Consider the following 26,533-nt stretch of genomic DNA (forward strand, 5'->3'; position numbering starts at 1 on the left):
TGCGCGCATGAGCCGTCAACTCGTGGGTGAGTTGATTTCCGAAGCGATCGCGATGTTCATCATCATCGCGCTCGGCGATTCGGTCGCGGCGATGTACATCCTCTACGACCCCAGTCCTTACCAGAACGCCTACTGGGGCGTGTGTATCGCCTGGGGCCTGGCGGTGACGCTGGCGATCTACGTGACCGGCTCGGTGTCGGGCACGCACGCCAACCCGGCGGTCACGCTAGCGCTGGCGCTATTTCGCGATTTTTCGTGGAAGAAGGTGGTGCCGTACTGGATTGCGCAGGTCATCGGCGCCTTCCTGGGCGCGGCCATCGTCTATCAGTTGTACGGGCCGGTGATCGACCATTTCAACCAGGTGCAGCAGCTCACCCGTGAAGCCGGCGGCGCGGCCGGTGTGTTCTTCACCGCACCCGGTCTTGCGGTCACGCCAATGCATGCGCTGGTCGACCAGATCATCATCACCGCGTTCCTGATCTTCGGCATCTTCGCCATCACCGAGCGCTTCAACGAAGCCGCGCCGGGCGCCAATTCCGGCGCGTTGATGATCGGCCTGCTGGTGGCAACGCTGGGTGCGTCGATGGGCTATCTGGAAGCGTGGGCAATGAATCCTGCGCGCGATTTCGGCCCGCGTCTGTTCGCGTATTTCGCCGGCTGGGGTGAGGCGGCGTTGCCGGCCAAGGACAATTACTGGTGGATCCCGATCGTCGGCCCGTTGATCGGCGGGCCGATCGGCGCACTGGCCTACCAGTGGCTGATCCTGCCGTTCCTGCCGGCGCGCGTGCGCCATCTGCAGGGCGACACCGCGCCGCTGGATCCGCGCTAGTCGCCGCGCAGTGAATCGACCACCACGACGATGTGCGGGCCGCCGCTAACCGGCAGCCCGCACATCGCTCCCAGGCTGCACCGACCACTCTCGCCGCGCGCCAATGCCGGCATTGTTTGAGGAATCTTCGATGGAAAAGCAATACGTCCTTGCGATCGATCAGGGCACCACCAGCTCGCGCGCGATGTTGTTCGATCGCCAGGGCAAGGTGGCCGGCGTGGCGCAGCGCGAATTCGGGCAGATCTTCCCGCAGCCGGGCTGGGTGGAACACAACCCGCGCGAGATCATGACCAGCGTCTACACCACCATTACCGAGCTGCTTAATAACGCGCAGATCGATGCGCGCTCGATCGCCGGCATCGGCATCACCAACCAGCGCGAAACCGCGGTGGTGTGGGACAAGGCCACCGGCCAGCCGATCTACAACGCCATCGTGTGGCAATCGCGGCAGACCAAGGACATCTGCACCCAGCTCAAGGAAGCCGGCCATGAGCAGATGGTGCGCGACAAGACCGGGCTGCTGATCGATGCGTATTTTTCCGGCACCAAGGTCAAGTGGATCCTCGATCACGTGGAAGGCGCACGCGAGCGCGCACGCAACGGCGAACTGGCCTTCGGCACCATCGACAGCTGGCTGATCTGGAACCTCACCGGCGGCAAGGTGCACGTGACCGATTACACCAACGCCTCGCGCACCATGATGTTCAACATCCACACCCTGGAATGGGATGCGGAGCTGCTGGAGATGCTGGACGTACCGGCGCAGATGCTGCCGGAGGTGCGCTCCTCCAGCGAGGTCTATGGCATGACCCAAACCCAGTATTTCTACGGCGAGCAAGTGCCCATCGCCGGCATTGCCGGCGACCAGCAGGCGGCGTTGTTCGGCCAGGCGTGTTTTGAGCCGGGCATGGCAAAAAATACCTATGGCACCGGCTGTTTCATGCTGATGAATACCGGCGACAAGGCGGTGATCTCCAAGGCCGGCCTGTTGACCACGATTGCCTGGGGCATCGATGGCAAGGTCGAGTACGCGCTGGAAGGCGCGATCTTCGTCGCCGGCTCGGTGGTGCAGTGGTTGCGCGATGGCTTGCGCATGCTGGGCAAGGCCAGCGACTCGCAGGCCTATGCCGAACGCGCTGGCGATAACGATGGCGTCTACCTGGTGCCGGCCTTCGTCGGCCTGGGCGCGCCGTATTGGCGCAGCGATATTCGTGGTGCGGTGTTCGGCCTGACACGTGGCACCAGCAAGGAGCACTTCGTGCGCGCGGCGGTGGAATCCATGGCGTATCAGACCCGCGACGTACTCACCGCGATGCAGAGCGATTCGGGCATCGAGTTGAAGGAACTGCGTGCCGACGGCGGCGCGATCGCCAACGATTTCATGGCGCAATTCCAGAGCGACATTCTCAACGTGCCGGTGCTGCGCCCGGAAGTAGCCGAAACCACCGCGCTCGGTGCGGCCTATCTGGCAGGTCTTGCAACCGGCTTCTGGAGCAGCCGCGAAGAAATCGCCAAGCAATGGGCAGTGGATCGACGCTTCGAACCGGCCATGGCCGAGGACAAACGCGAGCAACTGTATGCCGGTTGGCAGCAAGCGGTGGAAGCGACGATGGGCTTCAAGATCACCTGAGCGGCTGCGCCTGATGGTGGCTGCCGGCGTGCGTTCTGCCGCAGTGTTTGCTGGTTACACAACGCATCTATCGCCGGCCTGCATCGTGCAGGCCGGCGATACGTCACACGATTACTGACCGCTGGTATTTGCGCGGCCGGCAATGGTGTCCGGGTCCCAATGTTCTTTGATCAGACCCTTTTCGATACGGAACATGTCGAACCAGGTGGTGGTATAGGTCTTGCCCGGGTTACGCGGGTCCGGCAGCGTGCGCACCGACACCAGCGTGACCAGATCGCCATCGGCGGTGATGGCCACCAACGGCAACTGCACGCGCGGCTGCACCGGGGTGGGCCTCACGAAAGCGGTCAGGAATGCAATGAACGCATCGCGCCCGTTGGCGACATTCGGGTTGTGCTGGATGTAGTTCTTGTCCATGTACATCGGCGCGTACTGCACCTGCCCCGCTTCGAACACGATGCGCCAGAAGTCGTAGACCAAGCGCTTGTTGGCGGTCTCGTACCAATTTGAACCGAGCAGCATCTTCTGGTGATTGGTATTTTCAGTGACGGCGGTCTGCGCGAACGCCGCCATCGGTGCGACCAGCATGATCAGCAACAAGGCGCGGGAAACAATCTTTTTCATGGGGCTCTCCTGGGAGGAAACGGGTCGTGCGCTCGCGGGGGAGTTGGCGCACGGCTCGCTATTGGGGGAATGACGCGTCCTTGCATGGACAGCAACCGCCACGCGTCCATGCCACCCTACCGAGCACATCCGCTGCCGCGCTAGCCACCCGGAAGTGCACCAGGGCACTTCAAAACTGCCTGGTGATAAAAGAATTACCTTCGAAATGCCTGCGTCAGGCCCCGGCCAATTCGGCCATCGGCAGCCCCGCATAGTTCTCCGCGATGGTCGCACGGCCGGCGTCGCTGCCCAGCAAGTACTCCAACTCGGCCTGGCGGATGCGTGCAGTAAAGGCATCCTCGTCGTCGAAGGTGTGCAGCAGCGTGGTCATCCACCACGAAAACCGCTCGGCCTTCCACACCCGCTGCAGCGCCAGGGACGAGTACTGCTGCAACACGTCAGCATCGCCGGATGCCTTCCAACGCGCGAACAACTGCGCGAGCAGGCCGACATCGGCCAGCGCCAGGTTCAGCCCCTTGGCGCCGGTGGGCGGCACGATATGCGCCGCATCGCCGGCCAGAAACAGGCGGCCGTATTGCATCGGTTCGGCGACGAAGCTGCGCAGCGGCGCGATGCTTTTTTCGATCGATGGGCCGGTGACCAATTGTTCGGCCAATGTTGCCGGCAAGCGTGCGCGCAGTGCATCCCAAAACGCCGCATCGCTCCAGGCTTCCACACGGGCGTCTGCCGGCACCTGCACGTAGTAGCGCGTGCGGGTGGGCGAGCGCATCGAGCACAACGCAAAGCCGAGCCGATGGCGCGCATAGATCAGCTCATCGTGCACCGGCGGCGTATCGGCCAGCACGCCTAACCAACCGAACGGATAGACGCGCTCGAACAGGCGCATGCGCTCGGCCGGAATGCTGGCGCGGCTGACCCCATGAAAGCCGTCGCAGCCGACGATGTAGTCGCAGGCAACGCGCAGGCGGGCACCGTGATGCGTGAACTCGACGCTGGGTGCGGCACTGTCCAACGCGTGCAGGGTGACGTCGCGTGCGTCGTAGTAGGTGGGTGCACCGCTGCGCTGACGCGCCTGCATCAGATCGGCGGTGACTTCGGTCTGGCCATACACCGTGACGCCGCGGCCGCAGCCGCGCAGCAGATCGATGCGCTCACGCTGGCCATCGAGCGATAGTTCGAAGCCGTGATGCGGCAGCCCTTCGCGCTGCACGCGCTCGCCGACACCGGCGCGTTGCAGCAGCTCCACACTGCCCTGCTCCAGCACACCGGCGCGGATGCGCCCCACCACGTGTTCTGGGGTCTGCCGTTCGACGATGAGGGTGTCGATGCCGGCGCGCAGCAACAGCTCGCCCAGCAGCAGCCCGGATGGCCCGGCACCGATGATTGCAACCTGCGTCCGCATGGGGCGCTCCTGCCTTCAATGATCAGACCTGCAGTGTCGGTAGCCAACCGCTGCCATTGAAGGGATGATTGCAGGCAGTACTTGGACTTTTCGACGATGCCCACACGCACACACCACACTGCTGCAGTCGCTGCTGTCCCCGCATTCGGCCTGTACGGTGAGCGGCACGCCGATGCGCCGGAGTTGTTGCATTGGGAGTCGATCGCCGCCCGCAGCCGGCTGCATGACTGGCACATCACCCCGCACCGGCATGAGGATCTGGCGCAGCTGCTGTATGTGCAGCGCGGGCCGGCAACCCTGCAACTGGATGGACGCACCCAGCGTCTGCGGGGCGCTACCGTGGTCTGGCTGCCGCCGCTGTGCGTGCACGGGTTCGCGTTCGACCCGCAGGTGCGCGGGCACATCATCACCTTGTGCATGCCGCTGGTGCGCGACGCCCTGAGCGCTGCACCGCTACTGCAATCCAGCCTGGCGACGCCGGCAGTGCTACCGGTCAGACCCTCGCAACGCCTGCTCGATGTGCTGTTCGGCAGCATCGCCGACGACCACGCGCACCAGCGCGTCGGGCACGAGGCCGCATTGCAGGCCGCAGCAACGCAACTGGTGATCTGGACCGCACGCGCTGCGCTGCAGGGCCTGCAAGACGCGGCCGTGGCCAACGCGCAAGCCGATCCGGCCCTGCGGCATCTGCGCGCGTATCAAACCTTGATCGATCAGCACTACCGCGCACACTGGCCGATCTCCCGCTACGCGGATCAGCTGGGACTGACGCCAGGCCATCTCACTGCATTGTGTAGACGGCTGGCCAATGCGTCCGCATTGGAACTATTGCAGCGCCGGATCATGCTAGAAGCACGTCGCAACCTGCGCTACACCAGCCTGAGCGTGCAGCAGATTGCCGCAGCGCTTGGATTTTTCGATGCTGCGTATTTCAGCCGCTACTTCGCGCGGCAGGCAGGCTGCTCGCCGACGCGTTTTCGCACCGGCGAGTGAGTCGATGAAGCGCCGCCGAGCCGGGGCACGAAAACGTCGCCACAAGCTCGGCACTGACACAGCGACACAACCCGCCATGTCTTGGAGCTGCGCCGGGAGCAGCTAGCCGATCCCGGCGCCTGCCATCAGAACGGGTACTGCGGTACCTCGTTCTTGATCGTCAGCCACTGCCAGTGCGTGTACTGCTCCCAATCGGCAGGGCCACCGACGCTGGTGCCGTTGCCGGATGCACCGGTGCCGCCGAATGGATTGATCACCTCGTCCACCACGGTCTGGTCGTTGATATGCAGCAACCCTGTATGCAGGCGTTCGCCCAGGGCCAGCGCGCGCGACACCGACGCCGACATGATGCCGGCGGCCAGACCATACTCGCTGTGGTTGGCCATTTCCGCGGCTTCTTCGTCGGTATCGAACACGGTGATGTTGATCACCGGCCCGAACACCTCTTCATCGAACACGCGCATGCCGGGGCGCACGTTGGACAGCACGGTGGCCGCGTAGAACAGCCCCTCGTTGGTCGCGCCGGCTTCCACCACGGCACCGGCAGCGACGCTGTCGGTGACGATATCGATCACGCGTTGCAGCTGGCGCTGGTCGATGATCGGGCCCAACGCCACGGTGCCGCTGACCGGGTCTCCCACCGGCAGATGCCGCGCTTTTTCCGCCAGACGCTGGGTCAGCGCATCCGCCACGCTGCGCTGTACCAGCACCCGTCCGGTCGCCATGCAGATCTGGCCCTGATGCAGGTACGCGCCGAAGGCAATCGCCGATGCAGCGCGGTCTAGATCCGCGTCGTCGAGCACAATCACCGCGTTGTTGCCGCCGAGTTCCAGCGCCACCTTTTTCAGATGTCGCCCGGCAATTTCGCCGATGCGGCGGCCGGCGGCAGTGGAGCCGGTAAAGGCGATCATCGGAACATCCGGCGCTTCCACCAACGCCTGACCGATCTGCGCATCGCCGTGCAGCACATGCAGCAAGCCCTTCGGCAGGCCCGCTTCTTCCAGCACCTGCGCAATGATCACACCACCGGTGTACGGCGTGCGCGGGTCGGGTTTGAGGATGACCGCATTGCCCATCGCCAATGCCGGTGCAACCGAGCGCAGCGACAGAATCAGCGGAAAGTTGAACGGGGAAATCACCGCCACCACGCCCAACGGCAGATGACGGGCAAGGCTGAGCTGGCCCGCGCCGGTCGGCAGCACCTGCCCAACCGCCTGCAACGGCAGGCCGGCGGACTGCTGGTAGAACACCACAGCTTCATCGACTTCGCGCTGCGCCTTGGGCAGGATGCCGCCGGTTTCGCGTGCGATCAGCAACGCGGCTTCGGCACTGCGTGCCTGCATCACCTGTGCAGCGCGATGGAAGATCGCAGCACGCTCGCGCGGCGCGGTAGCGGCCCAGGCGCGCTGCGCCTGCTTGGCCTGTGCCACGGCGGCGGCAACATCGGCCAGATCGGCCTTGCTCACCTCGTGCAACAAACCGCCGGTGGCCGGCTCATAGATCGGCAACGCGCCGCCGTGGCCGGGCACCCAATCGCCATTGAAGATGCAGCCGTGCCAAGCGGGTGTCGCGGTCGCAGCGATCGCTGCGCTGGGAAGAGCATTCATGGTCTAGCTCCTGCTAAAACAGTGGGGGAATTACAGCGTGGTGGATGCCAGGCCGCCATCGACCGGCAGAGTGATGCCGTTGATCCAGCGCGCGGCATCGGATGCGAGAAACACGATGGCCTCGGCCACTTCGTCGGCATACGCAGGGCGTGTCATGCGCTTGGCGTCTTCCTTGACGCGCTCCTCGCCCAGCATGGCGGCGAAATCACCAAGGATCGGCGTAAACACCGGCCCGGGCGAGACGTTGTTGACACGCACGCCGCGCTCGGCAAACCACGGCCGCGATTGCAGCAAGGTCCACACGATCAGGGCTTCCTTGAAGTACTGATAGCAGGTGTCGTGCGCCACCGGATGCGCGGCCAGCCATGCGGTGCCGGCGTCGAAACTGTCGGTAGCGGCCAGTTGCTTGTGCAGGTCCAGCCGCTGCGGCCATTCTGCCCCCAGGATCGACGCAACATTGATGATGCTGCCGCCGGCCACGATGCGCGGCAGCAGCGCCTGGCTCAGATGCCGCAGGCCCAGGTAATTGACGCGTGCCACCACATCCAGCGGTGCGGTGCCCGGCACGCCGGCCACGTTGGCCAGGGCATCGATCTTCTCCGGCAGCGCGCGCACCAGCGCATCGATGGAGGCCGTATCGCCCAGGTCGGCCTGATGGAAGCCATGCAGGGTCATCTGCACCGGAGTGCGATCGACACCGATCACCGTGGCGCCATGGAACCGCGCAAGCCTTGCGACCTCTGCGCCGATACCCGACGCCACACCGGTCACCACGATCGTCTTGTTTTGCAAATTCATTGCCACCCTCCGTAGGAGCCAGCTGCGCCGGCACTAGAACACATGGACGTACTGCAGGTTGACGTTGTTGCCGGAAGCCGCGTTTCTGACTTCCACCGGCAGGTAAAGATTGGCGAACAGAATGTTGTCGGCATCGAACCGCCACACACCGCCCGGGCCGGCGTAGAACACGCGCTGGCGGCTGTCGGGCACGCGCTGGCCATTGGTGCGGTTATCGCGAAATTGCGTGAGGTAATACGCGTTGATGCCGAATCGCACATCCGGCACCACTTCCCAGGAGGTGGCGAAATTGATCCAGCCCGCGTCGCCTGCCTGGCCGTTGCGGAAGGCAAACCCGTCGGGCAGGTTGGGCCGGCGCTCGCTGCGAAAGTTGTAGACGTAGTTGAAGCGTGCGCTGACTTCCCACTTGGGCGTGGGCAGCACCGTCACTGCGTAATTGGGGATCAGTGACCAATAGCCCGAACCCTGGTTGAGATCGCGGTCGCGGTCGAACTTGCCGATCGGTGCCACCGCGTTGAACTCGAAACGCTGCGAGAACACCGGCCGCCCGTCGCGCATTACCGGCAGCATCTGCACATACGGGCCGAAGGTCAGATCGCCCACGCCGGCGCCGTTGTCGCGCAAGGTGGCGATACTGTTGCGACCGAACGAGGCATCCAGATTCACCAGCGGCAGCAGCGTGTTGAAGCCCACTACGCCACCGAACAATTTGTAAGGCGTGACGTACGCGATCTGGGTCAGCAGCAGCGTCGAGTCGATGCGCGGGTTGTCGAACACCGGCACATCGTCGCCACGCGCGTCCTTCACCGAATCCAGCGAGGTCTGGCGCAGATAGGTGATCACCGCCCAGCCGGGTGTGGTGCGGGTAAAGCCATCCAGAAAACTCGTCCCGCCGGTGTTGAGGCCATTGGTCAACGCCATGCTCTGCGGCACGCCCTGCGCCAGCGCCGCCCCGCTCGCAAGCAGCCCCACGATGCCGAGCGCTGCACGCACCCGCCACGCTGCCTTTACAGCCACGCCACACACCACCGAGGATCGAATCACGACGAACATCTCCAGCGTTGGAAGAAAACAGCGGGCGTGCCACCTGGCACGCGATCAGGCAGGGGCGATCCCCGCGCTGCGCACAGCACGTGCCATCAAGATATTGGTGAGATCACGCCGCCCGGCAACGGGCCGGCGCAGAAGACTTACAGCGTGTCGAGCCGATCCAGGCGATCGAGCGCGCGCAGCAGCGGCGCCTCGCTGGTACCGAGTACGGCACTGAGCTGCTGTTCCATGCTCAGCACTTCTGCTTCGGCATCGGTCAGCAGGGTGACGCCGGCCGGCGTCAATGACAGATGCTGCATGCGCCGGTCCTGACGCCCGCGCACCTGACGCAGCAGACGGCGCTTGACCAGCCGCGCCACCACGATGGCCAGATTCGGAGCCGACACATGCAACACGTCGCCGATCTGGCGCTGGTTGATGCCCGGGTTGCCGTCCACCAGCATCAGCAGGGAGAAATCGACCGGCTTCAGATCGAAGGCGGCAACGCACTCCTGGAACATCCGCCGCACCAGCAGTTCGGTGCGGGTGATGCGATAGCCCAGCAGTCGCAGCAGACGCGCCTGGTCCACCGCAGTGATGGCATCGGGCAACGGTGCAGCAGGGGCAGTAGCGGGCATGACGGTTCTCGCGACAAAGGCAGCGGGCGGAGCGGTACGCGCCATGCGCCCGGTCCGCAACGCCGATCCCCGGCGTGCAGCGCATTGTAGACGCGGCCAGGCCTGCCGATGTGGACATGCAGGCTGCCGGTACGCGGGTTGTTTGCGCACGCGTCCGTGCGTCTGCCGCACCGCCCTTCCACGCATGCGCCTGCCATCGGTACAGCAGCGCTGCGATGTGCGGGGGACGGCAGTGATCCAGGCACGGCTTGGACATGAGATCCGGTCGGCAAGTGATTGCGTTCCGGAATAGTTATTGATCATAACTACATTGCCAAGCTGCAGCGCAGCATGGTCGCGCTCGCTAGGTGCTAGGTGCTAGGTGCTAGGTGCTAGGTGCTGGGTGCTGGGTGCTGGGTGCTGGGTGCTGGGTGCTGGGTGCTGGGTGCTGGGTGCTGGGTGCTGGGTGCTGGGTGCTGGGTGCTGGGTGCTGGGTGCTGGGTGCTGGGTGCTGGGTGCCGGGTGCCGGGTGCCGGGTGCCGGGAAGCCGGGAAGGCAAGTGCGGATCGCAGGCGAGCCAGCTGCGATGGCCGCCACGGCGTTATCGCCGCAACCCACTGTCGAGATCACCGATGCCCGCGCCCGCCCGCGCTGCGCATGCAACGCCCGGCAAGACAGCCCTGCGCAGCGCGCTTACGGCAGCCAGAGTTTCTCTAGATCGCGGAAGCCCCAGTCGCTCGGGCTTTCCATCTGCGCAATGCGGTCCTGGCAGTCGGGCCGCGACAGGTCGATGTCCTGCACCAGCACGTGGCTGCGCAACTTGGCCGAATAGAACACGCGCACCTTGGGCTTGAGCAAGGCGTCTGGCGTCTGCTCGATCACCACGGCCAACTTTTGCGATTCCAGACGCACCAGCGAGCCGACCGGATAAATGCCCAGCCGGCGCACGAATGCCTGAAAGATCGCCGGGTCGAAGTGACCCTTCCACGACGCCATCTGCTTGAGCGATTCGGCCGGGTCCCAGGCGCGTTTGTAGGGGCGGTCGGAACTGATGGCGTCGTACACATCGCACACCGCGCCCATCCGCGACATCAGCGAGATGTCTTCGCCGACCAGGCAGTTGGGGTATCCGCTGCCATCCATCTTTTCGTGATGATGCAGCGCAATTTCCAGCACCACCGCGTTCTGCACGCCGCCGGCCATCAGCAGGCGATGCCCATCCAGCGGATGCTGGCGCATCACTTCCATCTCGTCGTTGGTGAGCCGGCCGGGCTTGTTGAGAATGTCCAACGGCGTCACCGCCTTGCCCATGTCGTGCAGCAGGCCGCCCATCGCCGCTTCCACCACCTGCGCCTCGGGCAGACCGAGCTGCCGCGCCAGCCCGCTCATCAGCCCGGCCACGGCCATCGAATGCAGATAGGTGTAGTCGTCGGCGGTCTTGAGCCGCGCCACGCTGATCAAGGCCTGCGGATGACGCAGTACCGAATCGTTGATGGCTTCCACCAACGGCATGGCCGCCTCGGTGTCGACGGTGCGCCCCAGCCGCACGTCGCGAAACATCGCTTCCACCATGTCGCGGCCGTCTTCAAAAATACGCCGCGCCCGCACCACTTCGGCTTCGATCCCGACCTGCGCGGTGACGCTGTTGGTCCGTGCACTGCGCGCGGTGGACGCCGGCTCCGGCGGTTCGGGCTCCGGTTCCGGCGTGGGCGGCGACGATAGCGTCTGGCCCGTCTCCTGCTCGTCGACCGTCGCGCCGGTGTCCACATCCAGGCCGCGGGCGGTGTCGATCACCAGTTGCTCGATCCGGCTGCCGTGAATCTTGTCCACGTCGTCGGAATCGACCAGAAAGGACGTTTTCCAGAACGGATGGTGCACCCACGCGCCCAGCAGCTTGTAGACATACATGCCGGGACGGAGTTGGTCGGAGTCGATGGTTCTGAGCATGCCGGCGCTGGTCTGCACAATATCCACGGAAGAGTCCGCCACGGGCTTGGCGGTCTCCGGAGTTATCGGCACCGGTCGCGATTTCTTTGGTCTACGAACGTAACCGCAGCCGCCACATCAGCCGGCATTGGGCACCGCAAGCTGAGCAGTTCAGCGCTCCGGCAAGCGCATCGCCACCACCGCAGCAGCGGCGAACAGCAACGGCACGCCACAGGCCAGATACAACATGGCCGGCGACCATCCTGCATCCAGCAGCACCCCGGCGCACAGCGGCGAGGCAATGGCGCCCAGCCGCCCGACCCCGATCGACCAGCCCATGCCGGTGGAGCGCACCGCCGCGGTAAAGACCACCGGCGCCACCGCATACAGCCCACCCATCGCCGCCGTCAGGGCCGCACCGGTCAGCAACGCGGTGACAAATGCCCAACTCAGCACCGTGCTGCTCAACCCGAACGCGACCATCCCGATCGCTACCAGCACCAGTGCGCCGGCGGTGAGCCGCGACAAGCGCCCGCGCAGGGCCAGCCAACTGAATAGCGTGCCGCCCACAATGCCGCCCAGGTTCAGCAGCACCCCGCCGGTAAGGCCCTCGGCAGCCGACAGGCCGGCGGTCACCAGCAGCTTGGGCGTCCAGCTGAGCACGAAGTAGAACGCGAACATCAGCAGGAAGAACGCCAGCGCGATCAGCAGCGATTGCCGCCGCAGCTTACCCACGAACAGGGTCGCATACCCCTGCGCCTGTCCTGCCGTCTGCGTAGGTGGCAGCGGCAACTGCGGATGCGGCGCCATCCCCATGCGTGCCAGCACCGCATTGAAGCGTGCATGCGCGTGGGGCGGCCGGCGGGCGATCAAAAAGTCCAGCGATTCGGGCAAAAAGGCCAGCACCAGCGGCACGCAGAGCAGCGAGCCGAGCGCACCGAGCCAGAACACCGCTGGCCAGGACCAGTGCTGCACCAGCAGCGCCGCGATCGCGCCCCCGATCGTCGCCCCGACCGGGTAGCCGGTGGCCTGCAGCACCGTCGCCGTACTGCGCCAGCGTGCGGTGGAATATTCGGCAGCGGTCACCGCCACGCAGGCCAGCATGCCGCCGATCCCGACCCCGGTGAACGCCCGCAGCGCGCCCAGCTGCCACACATCGCCCGCCAGCGCAGACGCGCCCATGCCGACGGTCAGGATGGCCAGGCACACCAGGATCAGCGCACGGCGGCCGATGCGGTCTGCCAACGGCGCCAGCAACAGCGAGCCCACCGCCATGCCGACCAGCCCGGCACTGAACAGCGCCCCCAGCAGCTTGCCCGACAGCTGCCAGTCGGCCGATACATGCGGAGCGGTGAATGCCATCGCCATCACGTCGAAGCCGTCGAGCATCGTCAGCAGCACGCACACCGCCACGGCCCTCCACTGGAACGGCGTCATGCGCTCCAGGACAAAGGGCGTGGAAGTTGGGGTGCTTTGGAGCATTGGCGTGTCCTGTGAGATGAGGCGTGTTGGTCTAGTGTCGCTGCAGGACGTGCGGCATCGCGGCGTGCCTTGTGCGCCGTGCCACGCCACGTGGCCGCCAACTGGAAAAAAGGGTACGTGTTGCAGACCGCGATCAACGCGCGGCAACCGCATGCACGCTAGGCCGATTGCAGGTGGTGTTCAAGACCGATTACCGCAGTGTTGTGCGCTTATCGGACGGCCGGCAAACTGGACTTCGCTTGCGCAGCAATGCGTTCGGGTGTGCTGTCTGCGTTGCCGTCTGCTCCTTCAGGTACGGCGCGCGCCTGGCGATCAGATCCGGCGCGGCCGCAGCGTTCGCGGCCGCAGCGTTATCTCGTTAGCTGTGCGAGATCGCCTTCAACAAGAGTGTGTAGTGCTTGTCCGCAGCGTTGCGCCAACTTGCGCAATGCACTTCGTCGGCGAATATCACGGCGACAACGCTCCATGCGGCTTGGAGCGCCTCACAAACCCGCTCGAACAGCCGTCAGGTGGGTGCGGACAGCGCGTGCATAACCGGAGCGTACGCGTCGCCCATGCCGATTCCGAGCACCGGCCCTGCCCGGCCGGTGGCCGCGCCGTAGTTTGTTATCTGCTCCTTGTCACGCATGCATCGTGGGCAGCGGACGCGCTGCGTGTCTGTCGGATCGCCGGATGTGCAGCATGCTCAGGCAGCAACACAGCGTGTGCCTTCAAAGGGGCGCTATTCGTCTGTAGCGATTGACCAAAGCCTGGCCCAACACACATCGAGACATGCCGCGTCCACGGTATCCACAACACACGTGCACATCTGGCGACATCCATTGCGCAGCACGACCGCTGCCGCGGCAATCCGCACCGCACAGGTATCATCCAGCCGTGTCCGCAGTTGGCGGCACGTTGATTGACCGGAGAGTGCCGTGACCCCGATTCGCCCGTTTCTGGAACACACCCCACAGCTGGGTGAACGCGTCTATGTCGACCCGGCCTGCACCATCATCGGCAAGGTGAGCCTGGGCGACGATGTATCGGTATGGCCAGGCACGGTGATCCGCGGCGACGTCAATCACGTGCAGATCGGCGCACGCACCAACGTGCAGGACGGCACCATCATTCACGTCAGCCACCACAGCCCGTTCAACAAGGCCGGCTATCCAACCATCATCGGCGAGGACGTGACCGTGGGCCACGGCACCATCCTGCACGCCTGCACCATCGAAGACCTGTGCCTGATCGGCATGGGCGCGTGCGTGCTGGATGGGGCCACCATCAAACGCTACGGATTTGTCGGCGCCGGTGCGGTGGTGGGGCCAGGCAAAGTGGTTGGCGAAGCGGAATTGTGGCTGGGCAATCCTGCGCGGCTGGCGCGCACGCTCAGCGACAAGGAAATCGAAAGCCTGCATTACTCCGCGCAACATTATGTGCGGCTCAAGGATCAGTATCTGAGTGGGCCGGCGGGCGACTGAGCAGGCGCGTGGCCGACTGCTGAATCGCGTCGACGCACCGGCGCGTGGCTGGTTTTTCAGGGCTGCGTGGCGCGCTCCAACGCCGTCAGCATCGTCAACGCCTGTTCGCGCGATGTGCCGCACATCTGCAGCGACGGCCGCAAGTTGCCGCACACTGCCGGGCGCTGCGGCGACCCGAACAACCGGCAGCCCAGCTGTGCGTCCAGTTGCACGCACGCCACCCCCGCCGGCTTGCCGTTGGGCATGCCGGGAATCGGCGAACTGATCGAGGGCGCGATGCAGCACGCGGCACAGCCGGCGCGGCACGACATGGCAGGGGTCATGCGCGCAGTTTAGTGCGACCAGCAGAACGTAGCGAGCGAAGGTCACATGACCGTGGGCGAGGCACCCGGCCCCGCGATTCGCATGGTTGGCGACGACGCTGCGACCCGAATGCCCCCCCCTGACGTTGAGCGCTGTGGTTGTCGTGGCCGCCCCCGAACCCGCGCGCATGCGCGCAGCCTGGAAAACGCGTGTGTCGCGCCGCATCGATGAACCGTTCGGGGTGGCCGCAACGCCTGTCTGCCCGCGCGTTCGCCGCATCCGTGCTCGCCTGCCGCCGCGCTCGTGCCTGGCGGCTGCGTGCTACCGTGACCGACCGCCAGAGCGCGCCGCGACGGTTGCAGCAGCAACAGTCGCGGCGCGCTCTAATTGCCAGCCACCGCTCGCTGATCAGTTGTCGATATCGCCATGCCCGAATACCGCTCCAAGACCTCCACCCACGGCCGCAACATGGCTGGCGCGCGCGCACTCTGGCGCGCTACCGGCATGCAGGATGGGGACTTCCACAAGCCCATCATCGCCATCGCCAATTCCTTCACGCAGTTCGTGCCCGGGCACGTGCACCTGAAGGATCTTGGTCAGCTGGTCGCGCGCGAAATCGAGCGCGTCGGCGGCGTGGCCAAGGAGTTCGACACCATCGCCGTGGACGACGGCATCGCGATGGGCCACGACGGCATGCTGTATTCGCTGCCCAGCCGCGAAATCATCGCCGACTCGGTCGAGTACATGGTCAATGCGCATTGCGCCGACGCGCTGGTGTGCATTTCCAACTGCGACAAGATCACGCCGGGCATGTTGATGGCCGCGCTGCGGCTCAATATTCCGACCGTGTTCGTCTCCGGCGGCCCGATGGAAGCCGGCAAGACCAAGTTGTCCGAACATAAACTCGATCTGATCGACGCCATGGTGATCGCTGCCGACGACAGCGCATCGGACGAAAAAGTCGCCGAATTCGAACGCAGCGCCTGCCCCACCTGCGGCTCGTGCTCGGGCATGTTCACCGCCAACTCGATGAACTGCCTGACCGAAGCGCTGGGCCTGTCGCTGCCGGGCAACGGCACCGTGGTGGCCACGCATGCCGACCGCGAGCAGCTGTTCCTGCGTGCGGGGCGCGTGGCGGTTGAACTGTGCCACCGCTGGTATGGCGGCGAAGATCCCACCGCATTGCCGCGCGGCATTGCCACCTTCGAAGCGTTCGAAAATGCGATGACGTTGGACATCGCCATGGGCGGCTCGACCAATACCATCCTGCATTTGCTCGCCGCCGCGCAGGAGGGCGAAGTACCGTTCGGCATGCGCGACATCGACCGCCTGTCCAAGCGCGTGCCGCAGCTGTGCAAGGTGGCGCCGAATACGCCCAAGTACCACATCGAAGACGTGCATCGCGCTGGCGGCATCATGGCCATCCTCGGCGAGCTCGCACGTGGCGGCCTGCTGCATACCAACGCAGCCACGGTGCATGCACGCACCCTGGCCGACGCCATCGCGCAATGGGATGTCACCCAGACCGGCGATGAAAAGGTGCATACGTTCTACAAGGCCGGACCGGGCGGCATCCCCACGCAGATCGCCTTCAGCCAGGCCACCCGCTGGGACAGCCTGGATACCGACCGCAGCGACGGCTGCATTCGCGATGTCGCGCACGCGTTCTCGCAGGAAGGCGGCCTCGCCGTGCTGTACGGCAATATCGCCCGCGATGGCTGCGTGGTGAAAACCGCTGGCGTGGACGAATCCATCCATGTCTTCGAAGGCAACGCCCGCGTCTATGAAAGCCAGGATTCGGCGGTCAAGGGCATTCTTGCCGACGAAGTCAAAGCCGGCGACATCGTGGTGATTCGCTATGAAGGCCCCAAGGGCGGCCCCGGCATGCAGGAAATGCTGTACCCCACCAGCTATCTCAAATCCAAAGGCCTGGGCAAACAATGCGCCCTGCTCACCGACGGCCGTTTCTCCGGCGGCACCTCGGGCCTGTCGATCGGCCACGCCTCGCCGGAAGCGGCCGCAGGCGGCGCGATCGGTTTGGTGCGCGATGGCGACAAGGTCCTGATCGACATCCCCAATCGCTCGATCAATCTGCTGGTGTCCGACGAAGAGCTTGCTAGTCGTCGCGCCGAGCAGGACGCCAAGGGCTGGAAGCCGGTGGAAGTGCGCCCGCGCAAAGTCACCACGGCGTTGAAGGCGTATGCGCTGCTGGCGACCAGCGCGGACAAGGGCGCGGTGCGGGACAAGGCGTTGTTGGACGGCTGAGATAGCTCCGAGCCAGGCCCATGCCGTCCGTCCCCGCAGCCGCGGCCGTGACCAACTGCACTCCCTAGATTTACGAAGACTTACGAAGACTTACGGAAAAACCGTCCTCCGCCCTTCCCCCGCCTGCGGGGGAAGGTGCCCGAAGGGCGGATGGGGGCAGCCACGCGATCACGCGATGAAGCCGACGAACCTAAACCGCGCCCACTGCAAAGCACCCTGCAGAACTCCCCCTGTAAGCGTGACGCCGGCCAATCCGGCAGTTGCGTGGATCCACCCACTGGCGCGGAGAACGAACGGATATTGCCAACCATGCCACGGCATCGGCATGGGGGCACTTGCGCGCTACCGCATGCGACAACACCACCCACCGGGCACAGGTCATCACTTCCACGCGCGGAGCAGCAGCATCCGCTCGCATTGCTGCATCATCGCCGCGCGCAAACTGAGCCCCAGTGGCACCAGCCCGTCGCTATCACCCCCGCCGTCGCGCACCACGATCTCGTTGCGTGCCACATCCACATTCTTGATGCGTAGGCGCAGGCACTCCATCAAGCGCATCCCGCCGCCGTAGAGCAGTGCCGCCATCAGTGCATGATGCCCTTCCATCCGCGCCAGCACCGCCATGACCTCCGCCTCACTCAGGACCGTAGACAACCGCCGCGGCGGCTTGGCCCGCTCAATCTCGTCCATCCATGGTAGATCGCGTCCCAACACCTCGCGATACAGAAGCAACAAAGCGGCCAGCGCGTGATTCTGCGTCGAAGACGCCACGTGATCGCGCGCCGCCAACACGGCCAGGAACGCTTCCACTTCGCGCCTTCCCATCGTCTCTGGATGGCGTATGCCGTTGGCCAGGCTGAAGCGCCGAATCCAGCCAACATAGGCATCCCCGGTGCGCTTGGCACGGCCCAGCCGCCCCAACCGATCGCGGACGCGATCCAGCAACCGAGCCGGGTCGCCCGGTCGGCGCTGCCGAAGACGGTTGCCTGGCGCCCGATGCGGACCAGGAGATTGAAGCGTTTGGGCCGGAATGATACGGTCGCATTCAGAATGAGTCGCGCAAGGGAATGCGACGTACTTATGTATCGTGGTCACGCACCACGATCGGGATACCGCGTTGATACGACCGGGGTTGCACTGGATGGGGAGGTCAGAGATTACGTACTACACCCCGGTGCTACGCACCTTTTTGACTTCGAATAGTTGTTAGATGCCAGTGAGGTTTCGTCGTGACTTCAACGCTTGCTATCGCACTTGTCTCATTGTCCCTATCCGTGATTTCAACCGGGATCGCGATAGCGAGCTATTGGCGCGCTCGAAGCAATCAAACCTATGACTACGCGGCTCGCCTGCAGTTGGAGAATGAAAGCATCCAAGGCGGTAGCGGCCCAGAGGCTTTTCATTACTCTGCAGACTTGGTGAACGTCGGAATTAAGCCTGTAGAGATCCGCAACATCTTCATTGACTATGGTGGGCAGTCCGAAGGCACTTACTACAAATTCAACGTCGAAGGTCTGTTCCATCTTCCTCCGAACGGCAAACGCAGTGTCGGATTCTCCATTTCCAGAGAGGACTATGAGGATGTGTTAACAAAATTCGGCGTGCAACAGTGTCTGTTTCGCTTGCGCGTTTGCTTCGCCAACGCTACTGGCGGCAATGTTGAGGCCACTCGTAATCTCATGGGGCTGGGTCCGAGCGAGACCACCTTTTACGCGCAGCGCGGCGATGCAATCGTCTGAGCTGGCATCTAACAATTCATTCAAGCCGAACCCGCTTCGCGGGTCTGTTTAATTCAGGCATTAAACCTTATGGCTAGACCGTCGTGGCGAACACTAAAAGCTGGCGACCTACTCTCCATCCCGGTAGACGAGGATCGTATTGCTATTGGTCATGTCATTGACCAAGGCCAAGAGTTCTATTTGCGCGTGTACCAACCATTGTTCTCTGTGAGCGAAGCGACTCCAGACCTTTCAAACACTGAGGTTGCGCTCATTTCCAGAACAACAGACGAACTCATATGGCATGGTCGTTGGACAGTCATTGGTTGGCAAGAACCTCCGGCCAGCGTGCCTCGCCCACCCTACGTTGTAGATACGCCAGGTGGCTTACGGCTACGGACCTTCCACGGCGACGATCTCCGTCCAGCGGACGAGCAAGACCTAGCGACCTTTGGGCGAAAATTCTCAATTTCCAACATCAAATTCTGTCGTGTGATGCGGCACATACATGGTGTAGAGCCATACCCTGATGACTTCTCCCGCATCACATACAGTGTTGCTTGCAAGAGAGCTGCACTTACATGACCTCGGCAAAAGGCCTAACCATTCATTCAAGCCGAACCCGCTTCGCGGGTCGGCTTAATTCAGGCGTTAGGCCGCTCAGAAAAATATGCTAAGAATTGACGCAAATAGCATCGTTGACTCGGAGTCGTTTCACTCTGTTTTTGCTTCCGCATTCGGCTTTCCCGCGTTCTACGGTAACAATATGGATGCCTGGATAGATTGCCTTTCCTACCTCGATGACCCGTCCGCTGAAATGACCACAATACACGTACAGTCCGGTCAGGCGTTATCGCTTGTTGTAGATAATTCGGCCGGCTTCAAGGCGCGTTGTCCCGAGTTATTCACCGCCTTTCTAGAGTGCGCCGCATTCGTCAACTGGGGCTGTATCGAGACAGGTGACGCCCCGGTTCTCGCGGTCGCTTTACATGGGTGAGCGGCCTAACAATTCATTCAAGCCGAACCCGCTTCGCGGGCCGGCTTAATTCAGGCGTTAGCACCCAGAGGAAGATTTGATGCGGCTTGTAGCAATAGCTGGTTTGTTGATGATCCTTGCAGCAGGCACTCTGCGTGCTCAAGAGCACCCAAAGATCCCCGAACGACCAGCAGCCCTAAGGGCGCTGGATGGTGATTGGCTCATGTCCGGCGATGTAATGGGTAAGCCGGTCACCTATCGGATGGTCGCCGGGCCTACGCTCCAGGGTGCCTTCACCGAAATCCACATGAATGATGTCCAAGTGCCTTCTGAGTATGAGGCGCGTGTATTAATTGGGTACGACGCGGAAAGCAACACTGTCATTACGCACTGGATGGACAGCTTTGGCGCCAAGTATTCAGTTCCGCATGGAACGGGAAACGTCACGGAAACCTCGATTCAGTCCACGATCCCCTACGAGGATGGCGCCTTCCGGGATACCTTCGCTTATAGCGCTGAGACAAATACTTGGCTATTCGTCCTTGAAGCATCACAACCGGATGGCACATGGAAGAACTTTGCGCGCTATAGCGTCCGCCGTCCGTAGCTGAGTGCTAACAATTCATTCAAGCCGAACCCGCTTCGCGGGTCGGCTTAATTCAGGCGTTAGGCCTACCGAGCATGAATGATCCAACTACGGAACAAGTGTTTGCCTATCACAAGGCTACTGGCTGCCCAATTAGGCTCGCCCAAAACACGCTTCGCGCAATGGAGCCACTCCTTAGGGAGCGCGTACTGATAGCGATCCAACGACCCAAGCGGCAGCGAGGTTTGGTGGATCCCATACAGGAGGATCCACATGCCGGCCCTCTAGTTTCCGCTTCAGCGGAGGAGGCCAGGGAGTTGGCTCAACATGCCGGTCACATCGGCAGAGGGAGCTGTCATTTTATCTGGCATGAGCAGGCTAGAATCTTGCTTGAGTGTCACAATATTGTGTGGTTCTCGCCAAAGCAGATGAACCCTCACACCATCTATGACTAGATGGGCTAACAATTTATTCAAGCCGACGCCGCTTTGCGGCTCGGCTTAACTCGGTTGTTAGGCCCAGGCACCACAATGCTCGTTCGCACCTTTCCGGTCATGCCCACTCGTCCATGCAGATTCTGCTTTGCGCTGCAAGATGACAGCGTGTTCGCAGACTTTGATGTGGACGAGAAAGGCCGGTTATTTCTGGTCAGGATTTCTTTTGATGGCTACGGCTGCTGCTACCCTAGTTGGAGCAACTGGGCGGTGAAAATGCCTATCGATGATTCTCAGAAGTTAGTTTGGCTTATAGAGGCCGGTGAGCTGACTCAGCCAGTTGTTTCCAGCCTCCTCAGGTCGTACTTCGTCGCGTGTGGCGAGTCAATCTGGGTAGACGCTTTACAAGAACACAGATTGGTTTGAAGGTGAAGATGGACGGACAGTCCAGGCCTAACAACTCATTCAAGCCGAAGCCGCTTCGCCGCTCGGCTTAATTCAAGCGTTAGGCCGTGGTAGAGCAAATGCGTTGGTGGTTGCCGCTTCGGTGAGTTCGCAGGCGTGCATGCGGTTGGCTCCGGACAGCAGTCATCACCGTTGCTGGTTGTGGTAAGTTCGGTGCTTCGCCTTGGCGAGTCGTTCCCGCGCTGCGCTCGGTGCAGTTGGCATCGGTGGTATCAGGCGCCGCTGCATCACTGGGCAAGCTGCATCCCGCAAGCTGTGGCACACTCGGTCCCGGCGGCAGTGCTGGGGAGCATGGTTGCACCACTCAACCTCTGCGACCACTCACTGCCTAACAACTCATTCAAGCCGACACTGCTTCGCAGCGCGGCTTAATTCAAGCGTTAGGTCGCTAATTCAACAATGTCCACCTTGCAGCTCATACCACTTGCTCTCGTCATAGCAGGATTTGTTGGCGGCGCCATCATTTCAGAGCTGTCGCTTCGTGGAGTCGCAGCGGAGACCAAAGGCCAACTCCTTTCAGCCTTCACGCTGCTGAGGTTCCTGCATCTTTTAGCAATCGCAGCTATTGTTTTGGCAGGCTTCTTCTATCACGCCCCTGTTTGGTGGCTTCTCGCGGCGTATTTCGGTATGGCGACGTTAGTTGCCATGGCCAGACTCCGCAGATTGCCCCTCACTAGCCGCCTCCGTAACTTGCAGGTTGCGTCAGTTTTCTCTGTGTTCGCGAGTGCAGTCGCTGCTGCTTCATCGCATTCTCTGCTGGCCGCAACCTAAGGAACCTCTGAATAACTCATGGCCCAGCGAGAGAGAGTTGCAATCCAGGCTAATCACGACAATCGCCGACACTTAAAATCAAGCACTTGCGCGTGATTTAGTCTGTCCAAGGTATCGATGGGAAACCTATGAAAGAGTTGTTCAGAGCTTCCCTAACAATTCATTCAAGCCGAACCCGCTTCGCAGGTCGGCTTAATTCAGGCGTTAGCTGCTCAGGGGGAGCACGCATGGACCCAAAGCTCAAAGAGCTCGTCGCCCGCACCAATCTCGGGGATCTACTTCAGCCCACAAATCCCGAGATTGACCTAAACCAACCTGTTGAGACGGCGCCCCCCGCCAAAAAGCGAGCCAGTTCGATCGACTGTGGATCCCTTTCAAATCAACTTCGCCACTGCGGACATCGTCGGCAAGCTTCAAGATCCCCGTACGGGCAAGGGCGTAACGACGTTCGCGCTTGTGCTTCTTGGTGGCCCCTTGATGATCTTCTGGATCGGACTGGTGTTCATGGCTTGGACCAGCCCCAATGGGAGCGCCTTCGGCAAACTGTTCGCTTCAGCGCTGGGCTTGGCCATAGCCGGCTTCTGGCCCTATGTCGTTTTCGCTCATCGCCTCAAGCAATCGCAGCGCAGCTAACAATTCGTCCAAGCCGACGCCGCTTCGCGGCGCGACTTAACTCAGGCGTTAGCACAACGGAGAGCAGATGAAGTACCTAATCCTAGTATCAGCAGTGCTTTTGTCTGGTTGCATTACGACGTCCGGAAGCTACACGATCACCGCAGCACGGGCCGACGGAACAGCCATGCCCAATTCCATCGTGGCCCAAGGGTCTGGAATTTACACCGCAAGAAATGCATTCTGCCTTGCGCACCCAGGTGCAGTCGTGACAATAGTTAACAACGAAACTAAGAAGGAGCACTCGGCCGAGAGCCCCTACAGGTGCAAATAGCGCTCATCGCTAACAAGTCATTCAAGCCGACGCCGCGTCGCGGCGCGGCCTAATTCAGGCGTTAGGTGCCATGCGAAGGGTTCTTGCGGTTATTGCCAGCTTCGTCTCTATAGTTCTCCCGGTTGGCGTCAGCTATGTACTTCGCCCCACGCCGGAGCAGCAAAACCACGCAATGATGTGGCTGCTCCTCGTCGCTGCAAGTCTAGGTGTCTCCACCCTTCTATCTGGGTTCGCCATCTACTACGGTCAAACCAGGTTTCGTGCCCTTCCAGCACCACGCCCTTTGCACCGCAAGCTCGAGCTTGGCGTACTGTTGCTCCCTCCAGTATTGTTTGTGACACTCGTTGCCTCTCGGGTGCTGTCGTCTGGCACCTAACAATTCATTCAAGCCGAACTGGATCCGCCAGTCGGCTTAGTTCAGGTGTTAGGCATTCCAACATGAACCAGCAGCCTGAGACGGTCAAACAGCAAGTTCTGCGTGAAATGTCCGTCGCAATCTCCCAGAATAACTGGCAGGCCTCATGTGATCTACTGAGCCTTACCCTAACCATCGGTGAGCCAGAAAATCGATCAGACATCCTCAATGAGCTGCTTGTGATGCCAGGGCACGAGCTTCATCAAGAGGTAGCCAGGGAAATCCAACTCCTTCGTAGTCCGTCGAGCGTTCGCTACATTCGTCAGGTTCTCGAAGGTGACTTTCAAATGTTTGAGTACACGTGTTCCGAACCAGGCGTTATTGCCAAGTGGTTCAGCCATGCTCTCGCAGACATCAACACGCCCGAGTCCATCGCGCTCATCAAAGAAATCGCCGCATCAGGCAAGCCTGACGTAGCGGAAGAAATGGCATACCGGCTGAGGCGCCTGAATGCCTCACCCTTCCTTCAAGCGGACGCCTGACCGGGCCACTTAAGTCAAACGTTAGGCCCCACACCCAGCGCTGCATGACACTCTTGATTCTAGATCTCGACGAGACACTCATCCATGCAACCGAAGGTTGCCTGGACCGTGATCCTGACTTTGAGGTTGGACCGTACGCTGTGTACAGGCGGCCGGGCCTTAGCTCGTTTCTGTCTACGGTAGGTTCGCACTTTGACCTAGCAGTTTGGACTTCTTCTACTCGTCTGTACGCGGCGCCGGTTGTCGCGGCAATCTTCCCACCTGACATCGACCTCAAGTTCATATGGTCCCGCGAGCGTTGCACGATGCGCTTTGATCCAGAGCATCAAGACTATGAGTGGACAAAGAATCTTGGCAAGATAAAGCGCCGGGGTTATCGGCTTGAACAGGTGCTGATGGTAGATGACACACCCGCCAAACTGGCCAAACACTACGGAAACCTCGTCAGGGTGAAGCCGTTTTTTGGTGATCTAGCTGACCAGGAACTGTTCCAGCTAGGTGAGTACTTGCCCACACTCGCAAAGGCACCAAACGTCAGAAGGCTTGAAAAGCGCTTCTGGCGCAAATCCGCTAGTGATTCCTAACAATTCATTCCAGCCGAACCCGCTTCGCGTGTCGGCTTAATTCAAGCGTTAAGCCGTATGGAGATTTCAATGAGCTGGCCAGATGATGCAGATGGGGATGTTTTTCGGCGCCTTGAAGCCGATGGCTTCGATTTCTCCAAACCCTATGCAGTTGATTACAACGTGGACTTTGAGTCTTGGCCTCCTGCTCCCTTGGCACTTGAGGTACTTCGTTCGCAGTACGGCGGCATTGAGGTGATTGAGCCAGATGAGGACGGAGATGGGTATGTTCTCTTCCAAGTCATTGGACCCGTCACCTACGCAGGAGTTATTTCCGTTCAGCGCCGCACCAGCTCAACAATGCAGCCATTTGGCGGCATTTGTGAGTCCTGGGGAGTCATGCACTAATGCGGCCTAACAACTCATTCAAGCCGAAGTTGCTTCGCAACTCGGCTTAACTCCGGCGTTAGCCGGCAATGGAGCATCACGTGGAGCTGAAAGATTTCATTTCCGAGACCTTGGTCCAGATTGTGGGCGGAGTTGTTGATGCTCGTGCCAAGGTCGATGCGCTCAATGCCGTGGCACGCGTCAATCCGTTCCTTGACCCAAAGGCTGACCAGCTCGCCAAACATGGTTTCACGCTTGCTGGCGGTGATGCGGTGCAGTCCGTTGAGTTTGAGGTGTCGATCACAACAAAGGACGTTTCGGGCACAAAAGGTGGCGTGGGTGTGTTCGTCGCACCCTTCACTTGGTAGCAGCGGACAGTCAAGCAGCGAGCAGTCCGGCAGCAGCAAAGTTTCGTTCCTGGTGCCGCTGACCTTGCCATGCGAGCTTGTCGGATAACAATTCATTCAAGCCGAACTGGCTTCGCCAGTCGGCTTAATTCAGGCGTTAGCCCCTAGGAGATTTGGTTATGCGATTTGGATTATTTGCTGGTCTGTTGTTAGCTGCCTCGACTAGTTCTGCGCAGTCGGTGCACGTCTATGATGGGTACTTGAAAGGCGAGACGTATGTAACACAGTCACCTGCCACTCGATCAGCCTATGTAATGGGGGTTGTAGACGGGCTGCTGAGCTCTGGATTCTACGGAGCCTCTAAGGAAGAGGTGCAGAAGGTTCATGCATGTACTTCTGAAATGAGCAGCGAGGCATTGCGAGACGTTGTTGATAAGTATCTGCTGACCAACAAAGATGTCTGGAAAGACCCCATGAATGTTCTCGTGTCGAACGCGCTAGTGGGGGCTTGCCCGGTGATGCGGCCAGGCGGCTAACCATTCAGTCAAGCCGATGCCGCTTCGCGGCGCGGCTTAATTAATGCTTTAAGCCTCACAGGCAATGTCTCGAGTCACCCGATACAGGCTTACTTACCTACTGGTACTAGCGGTGCTGTTGGCTGTTATGTTTCTTGTCGTCCGCAGCACGGGCGGGAGCAACCTAGTTATGGATCGAAACGCACCTGGGCGCGCTTGAAATCCTCCTAGCTGGGCCCGCTTGATGAGGCACTTATATCTTTTTGACCTATAGGCGATGCTCTGATCGCCACTTGTCCGACGTCGTGTTGCTGGACAAGCAGGTGCAAGCCAAGCCAGTTATCCTGACCTCCCTACTTCTTCAATAGCGAGAACCGTTTGTGACTACGGAAACGAAGGTCAAGGGACCAGCTTCGTACTTCCCCTCCATCGAGAAGATCTACGGGAAGCCGGTTGCGCATTGGTTCAATTTGCTTGACTCCGAAAAAGACAAAAAGCATATGGAGCAGGTGGCTTTCCTCAAGACCGAACATAAGATTGGCCACGGCCATGCGAATGCCCTTGTGGCCTACCACAAGGCCCAGCGCGATCTCTAAGCGTTTACCGAAGCCAACAGTTCTTTGCGGTGCGAACTCACTCCAGCATTAGGTCAGTGGTAGAGATGGCAGATCTTCCCCTTCGGCGTCCCTGCTGCGGGTAAACAATTTATCGAGTGTGGTGGTTTTGACAACTGCGCTGCGGGTCTCTGGAAGGACGATGGCCAGGATGACGAAGATGCTGATGAGGTCCGGGTTGGCCGAAATAGGCACATCAGCCTTAGCCAGGGCTGGTTGAACTACAGAGAGTTCGGTGCTTGCCGAAAGAAAGATCTCCTTCATGCACGTCCGCCACGTCCCGACGAGATGCTGGCTGTGGGTTAGCAATGCCACTTCGCCGGCCAGCTTCACTCAATCAGTAGGA

General features: G+C 61.5%; 25 protein-coding genes. 14 read left to right on the forward strand and 11 right to left on the reverse strand.

All coding sequences use genetic code 11. From position 1 onward, the window contains the following. Nucleotides 1-7 precede the first annotated feature (7 nt). Nucleotides 8-829 carry an MIP/aquaporin family protein gene (locus tag ASF90_RS18130; protein WP_055853399.1) on the forward strand — a complete coding sequence of 274 codons (822 nt, stop codon included), beginning with the start codon at nt 8-10 and terminating at the stop codon, nt 827-829. 130 nt (nt 830-959) lie between these two features. Next, entirely contained in the window at nt 960-2,459 is a 1,500-nt protein-coding gene (gene glpK / locus ASF90_RS18135; RefSeq protein ID WP_055853401.1) for a glycerol kinase GlpK, read from the forward strand. A 111-nt stretch (nt 2,460-2,570) separates the two neighbouring features. Here the strand turns inward: glpK and ASF90_RS18140 are convergent, their stop codons facing one another. Next, nucleotides 2,571-3,083 carry a nuclear transport factor 2 family protein gene (locus ASF90_RS18140; RefSeq protein WP_055853403.1) on the reverse strand — a complete coding sequence of 171 codons (513 nt, stop codon included), beginning with the start codon at nt 3,081-3,083 and terminating at the stop codon, nt 2,571-2,573. A gap of 214 nt (nt 3,084-3,297) precedes the next feature. Continuing rightward, nucleotides 3,298-4,485: a 4-hydroxybenzoate 3-monooxygenase gene (gene pobA, locus ASF90_RS18145; protein ID WP_055853405.1), complete on the reverse strand. Its 1,188-nt coding sequence runs from the start codon at nt 4,483-4,485 to the stop codon at nt 3,298-3,300. A gap of 96 nt (nt 4,486-4,581) precedes the next feature. Here pobA and ASF90_RS18150 point away from each other — a divergent pair, with 96 nt between their 5' ends. After that, nucleotides 4,582-5,478 carry a helix-turn-helix domain-containing protein gene (locus ASF90_RS18150; RefSeq protein ID WP_055853407.1) on the forward strand — a complete coding sequence of 299 codons (897 nt, stop codon included), beginning with the start codon at nt 4,582-4,584 and terminating at the stop codon, nt 5,476-5,478. Nucleotides 5,479-5,603: 125 nt separating this feature from the next. Here ASF90_RS18150 and ASF90_RS18155 read toward each other — a convergent pair whose 3' ends face one another. The 6 genes from ASF90_RS18155 to ASF90_RS18180 form a co-directional block, all read right to left on the reverse strand. Continuing rightward, nucleotides 5,604-7,085 carry a benzaldehyde dehydrogenase gene (locus ASF90_RS18155; RefSeq protein WP_055853409.1) on the reverse strand — a complete coding sequence of 494 codons (1,482 nt, stop codon included), beginning with the start codon at nt 7,083-7,085 and terminating at the stop codon, nt 5,604-5,606. Between the two features lie 30 nt (nt 7,086-7,115). After that, a complete protein-coding gene (locus ASF90_RS18160; protein WP_055853410.1) occupies nt 7,116-7,883 on the reverse strand; it encodes a coniferyl-alcohol dehydrogenase in 768 nt (255 codons plus the stop codon). Nucleotides 7,884-7,916: 33 nt separating this feature from the next. After that, nucleotides 7,917-8,936, reverse strand: a complete 1,020-nt coding sequence (locus ASF90_RS18165) for a transporter (RefSeq protein WP_055853413.1) — start codon at nt 8,934-8,936, stop codon at nt 7,917-7,919. Between the two features lie 137 nt (nt 8,937-9,073). Then, on the reverse strand, nt 9,074-9,550 hold the full coding sequence (locus ASF90_RS18170; protein WP_055853415.1) for a MarR family transcriptional regulator: 477 nt from the start codon (nt 9,548-9,550) through the stop codon (nt 9,074-9,076). Nucleotides 9,551-10,222: 672 nt separating this feature from the next. Beyond that, nucleotides 10,223-11,476, reverse strand: a complete 1,254-nt coding sequence (locus ASF90_RS18175; protein WP_055853950.1) for an HD-GYP domain-containing protein — start codon at nt 11,474-11,476, stop codon at nt 10,223-10,225. A 150-nt stretch (nt 11,477-11,626) separates the two neighbouring features. Beyond that, complete coding sequence (locus ASF90_RS18180) at nt 11,627-12,937, reverse strand: MFS transporter (RefSeq protein ID WP_055853418.1); 1,311 nt, start codon at nt 12,935-12,937, stop codon at nt 11,627-11,629. A gap of 917 nt (nt 12,938-13,854) precedes the next feature. Here ASF90_RS18180 and ASF90_RS18185 point away from each other — a divergent pair. Then, a complete protein-coding gene (locus tag ASF90_RS18185) occupies nt 13,855-14,400 on the forward strand; it encodes a gamma carbonic anhydrase family protein (protein ID WP_055853420.1) in 546 nt (181 codons plus the stop codon). A 56-nt stretch (nt 14,401-14,456) separates the two neighbouring features. On the opposite strand, the gene ASF90_RS18190 is transcribed toward ASF90_RS18185, so the two are convergent. Then, nucleotides 14,457-14,723: a YkgJ family cysteine cluster protein gene (locus tag ASF90_RS18190; protein ID WP_082473614.1), complete on the reverse strand. Its 267-nt coding sequence runs from the start codon at nt 14,721-14,723 to the stop codon at nt 14,457-14,459. Nucleotides 14,724-15,129: 406 nt separating this feature from the next. On the opposite strand from ASF90_RS18190, the gene ilvD reads away from it, so the two are divergent. Beyond that, nucleotides 15,130-16,968 (forward strand): dihydroxy-acid dehydratase, encoded by a 1,839-nt coding sequence (gene ilvD, locus ASF90_RS18195; protein ID WP_055853423.1) that lies wholly within the window; start codon nt 15,130-15,132, stop codon nt 16,966-16,968. A gap of 381 nt (nt 16,969-17,349) precedes the next feature. Here ilvD and ASF90_RS18200 read toward each other — a convergent pair whose 3' ends face one another. Beyond that, the gene (locus ASF90_RS18200; protein ID WP_055853425.1) at nt 17,350-17,913 is read right to left on the reverse strand and encodes a phage integrase N-terminal SAM-like domain-containing protein; all 564 of its coding nucleotides are present in this window, start codon (nt 17,911-17,913) and stop codon (nt 17,350-17,352) included. Nucleotides 17,914-18,197: 284 nt separating this feature from the next. Here ASF90_RS18200 and ASF90_RS18205 point away from each other — a divergent pair, with 284 nt between their 5' ends. From ASF90_RS18205 to ASF90_RS18265, 9 genes are all read left to right on the forward strand, one after another. After that, nucleotides 18,198-18,707, forward strand: a complete 510-nt coding sequence (locus ASF90_RS18205; RefSeq protein WP_153066520.1) for a hypothetical protein — start codon at nt 18,198-18,200, stop codon at nt 18,705-18,707. Between the two features lie 1,055 nt (nt 18,708-19,762). Next, nucleotides 19,763-20,269: a DUF1579 family protein gene (locus ASF90_RS18215; RefSeq protein ID WP_055853433.1), complete on the forward strand. Its 507-nt coding sequence runs from the start codon at nt 19,763-19,765 to the stop codon at nt 20,267-20,269. 1,277 nt (nt 20,270-21,546) lie between these two features. Continuing rightward, complete coding sequence (locus ASF90_RS18230; RefSeq protein ID WP_055853437.1) at nt 21,547-21,918, forward strand: hypothetical protein; 372 nt, start codon at nt 21,547-21,549, stop codon at nt 21,916-21,918. A gap of 363 nt (nt 21,919-22,281) precedes the next feature. Then, nucleotides 22,282-22,551, forward strand: coding sequence for a hypothetical protein (locus ASF90_RS18235; protein ID WP_055853439.1), 270 nt, complete (start codon nt 22,282-22,284; stop codon nt 22,549-22,551). Nucleotides 22,552-23,302: 751 nt separating this feature from the next. Beyond that, a complete protein-coding gene (locus ASF90_RS18240; RefSeq protein ID WP_055853441.1) occupies nt 23,303-23,761 on the forward strand; it encodes a hypothetical protein in 459 nt (152 codons plus the stop codon). A 44-nt stretch (nt 23,762-23,805) separates the two neighbouring features. Next, nucleotides 23,806-24,345, forward strand: coding sequence for an HAD family hydrolase (locus tag ASF90_RS18245; RefSeq protein ID WP_055853444.1), 540 nt, complete (start codon nt 23,806-23,808; stop codon nt 24,343-24,345). Between the two features lie 69 nt (nt 24,346-24,414). Further along, nucleotides 24,415-24,732 (forward strand): ribonuclease E inhibitor RraB, encoded by a 318-nt coding sequence (locus ASF90_RS18250; RefSeq protein WP_055853953.1) that lies wholly within the window; start codon nt 24,415-24,417, stop codon nt 24,730-24,732. Between the two features lie 80 nt (nt 24,733-24,812). Next, nucleotides 24,813-25,079: a hypothetical protein gene (locus ASF90_RS18255; RefSeq protein WP_153066519.1), complete on the forward strand. Its 267-nt coding sequence runs from the start codon at nt 24,813-24,815 to the stop codon at nt 25,077-25,079. An 874-nt stretch (nt 25,080-25,953) separates the two neighbouring features. Beyond that, a complete protein-coding gene (locus ASF90_RS18265; RefSeq protein ID WP_055853449.1) occupies nt 25,954-26,169 on the forward strand; it encodes a DUF4287 domain-containing protein in 216 nt (71 codons plus the stop codon). Nucleotides 26,170-26,217: 48 nt separating this feature from the next. Here ASF90_RS18265 and ASF90_RS24345 read toward each other — a convergent pair whose 3' ends face one another. Further along, nucleotides 26,218-26,451 (reverse strand): hypothetical protein, encoded by a 234-nt coding sequence (locus tag ASF90_RS24345; RefSeq protein WP_236699306.1) that lies wholly within the window; start codon nt 26,449-26,451, stop codon nt 26,218-26,220. Nucleotides 26,452-26,533: the final 82 nt, after the last annotated feature.

The sequence above is a fragment of the Xanthomonas sp. Leaf148 genome, from assembly GCF_001423585.1.
Lineage (GTDB): Bacteria > Pseudomonadota > Gammaproteobacteria > Xanthomonadales > Xanthomonadaceae > Xanthomonas.

Coding starts and splice junctions, on each gene's coding strand:
- ASF90_RS18130 (WP_055853399.1), top strand. CDS start 8: ATGAGCCGTCAACTCGTGGGTGAGTTGATTTCCGAAGCGATCGCGATG.
- glpK (WP_055853401.1), top strand. CDS start 960: ATGGAAAAGCAATACGTCCTTGCGATCGATCAGGGCACCACCAGCTCG.
- ASF90_RS18140 (WP_055853403.1), bottom strand. CDS start 3,083: ATGAAAAAGATTGTTTCCCGCGCCTTGTTGCTGATCATGCTGGTCGCA.
- pobA (WP_055853405.1), bottom strand. CDS start 4,485: ATGCGGACGCAGGTTGCAATCATCGGTGCCGGGCCATCCGGGCTGCTG.
- ASF90_RS18150 (WP_055853407.1), top strand. CDS start 4,582: ATGCCCACACGCACACACCACACTGCTGCAGTCGCTGCTGTCCCCGCA.
- ASF90_RS18155 (WP_055853409.1), bottom strand. CDS start 7,085: ATGAATGCTCTTCCCAGCGCAGCGATCGCTGCGACCGCGACACCCGCT.
- ASF90_RS18160 (WP_055853410.1), bottom strand. CDS start 7,883: ATGAATTTGCAAAACAAGACGATCGTGGTGACCGGTGTGGCGTCGGGT.
- ASF90_RS18165 (WP_055853413.1), bottom strand. CDS start 8,936: ATGTTCGTCGTGATTCGATCCTCGGTGGTGTGTGGCGTGGCTGTAAAG.
- ASF90_RS18170 (WP_055853415.1), bottom strand. CDS start 9,550: ATGCCCGCTACTGCCCCTGCTGCACCGTTGCCCGATGCCATCACTGCG.
- ASF90_RS18175 (WP_055853950.1), bottom strand. CDS start 11,476: ATGCTCAGAACCATCGACTCCGACCAACTCCGTCCCGGCATGTATGTC.
- ASF90_RS18180 (WP_055853418.1), bottom strand. CDS start 12,937: ATGCTCCAAAGCACCCCAACTTCCACGCCCTTTGTCCTGGAGCGCATG.
- ASF90_RS18190 (WP_082473614.1), bottom strand. CDS start 14,723: ATGACCCCTGCCATGTCGTGCCGCGCCGGCTGTGCCGCGTGCTGCATC.
- ilvD (WP_055853423.1), top strand. CDS start 15,130: ATGCCCGAATACCGCTCCAAGACCTCCACCCACGGCCGCAACATGGCT.
- ASF90_RS18215 (WP_055853433.1), top strand. CDS start 19,763: ATGCGGCTTGTAGCAATAGCTGGTTTGTTGATGATCCTTGCAGCAGGC.
- ASF90_RS18230 (WP_055853437.1), top strand. CDS start 21,547: ATGTCCACCTTGCAGCTCATACCACTTGCTCTCGTCATAGCAGGATTT.
- ASF90_RS18240 (WP_055853441.1), top strand. CDS start 23,303: ATGAACCAGCAGCCTGAGACGGTCAAACAGCAAGTTCTGCGTGAAATG.
- ASF90_RS18245 (WP_055853444.1), top strand. CDS start 23,806: ATGACACTCTTGATTCTAGATCTCGACGAGACACTCATCCATGCAACC.
- ASF90_RS18250 (WP_055853953.1), top strand. CDS start 24,415: ATGAGCTGGCCAGATGATGCAGATGGGGATGTTTTTCGGCGCCTTGAA.
- ASF90_RS24345 (WP_236699306.1), bottom strand. CDS start 26,451: ATGAAGGAGATCTTTCTTTCGGCAAGCACCGAACTCTCTGTAGTTCAA.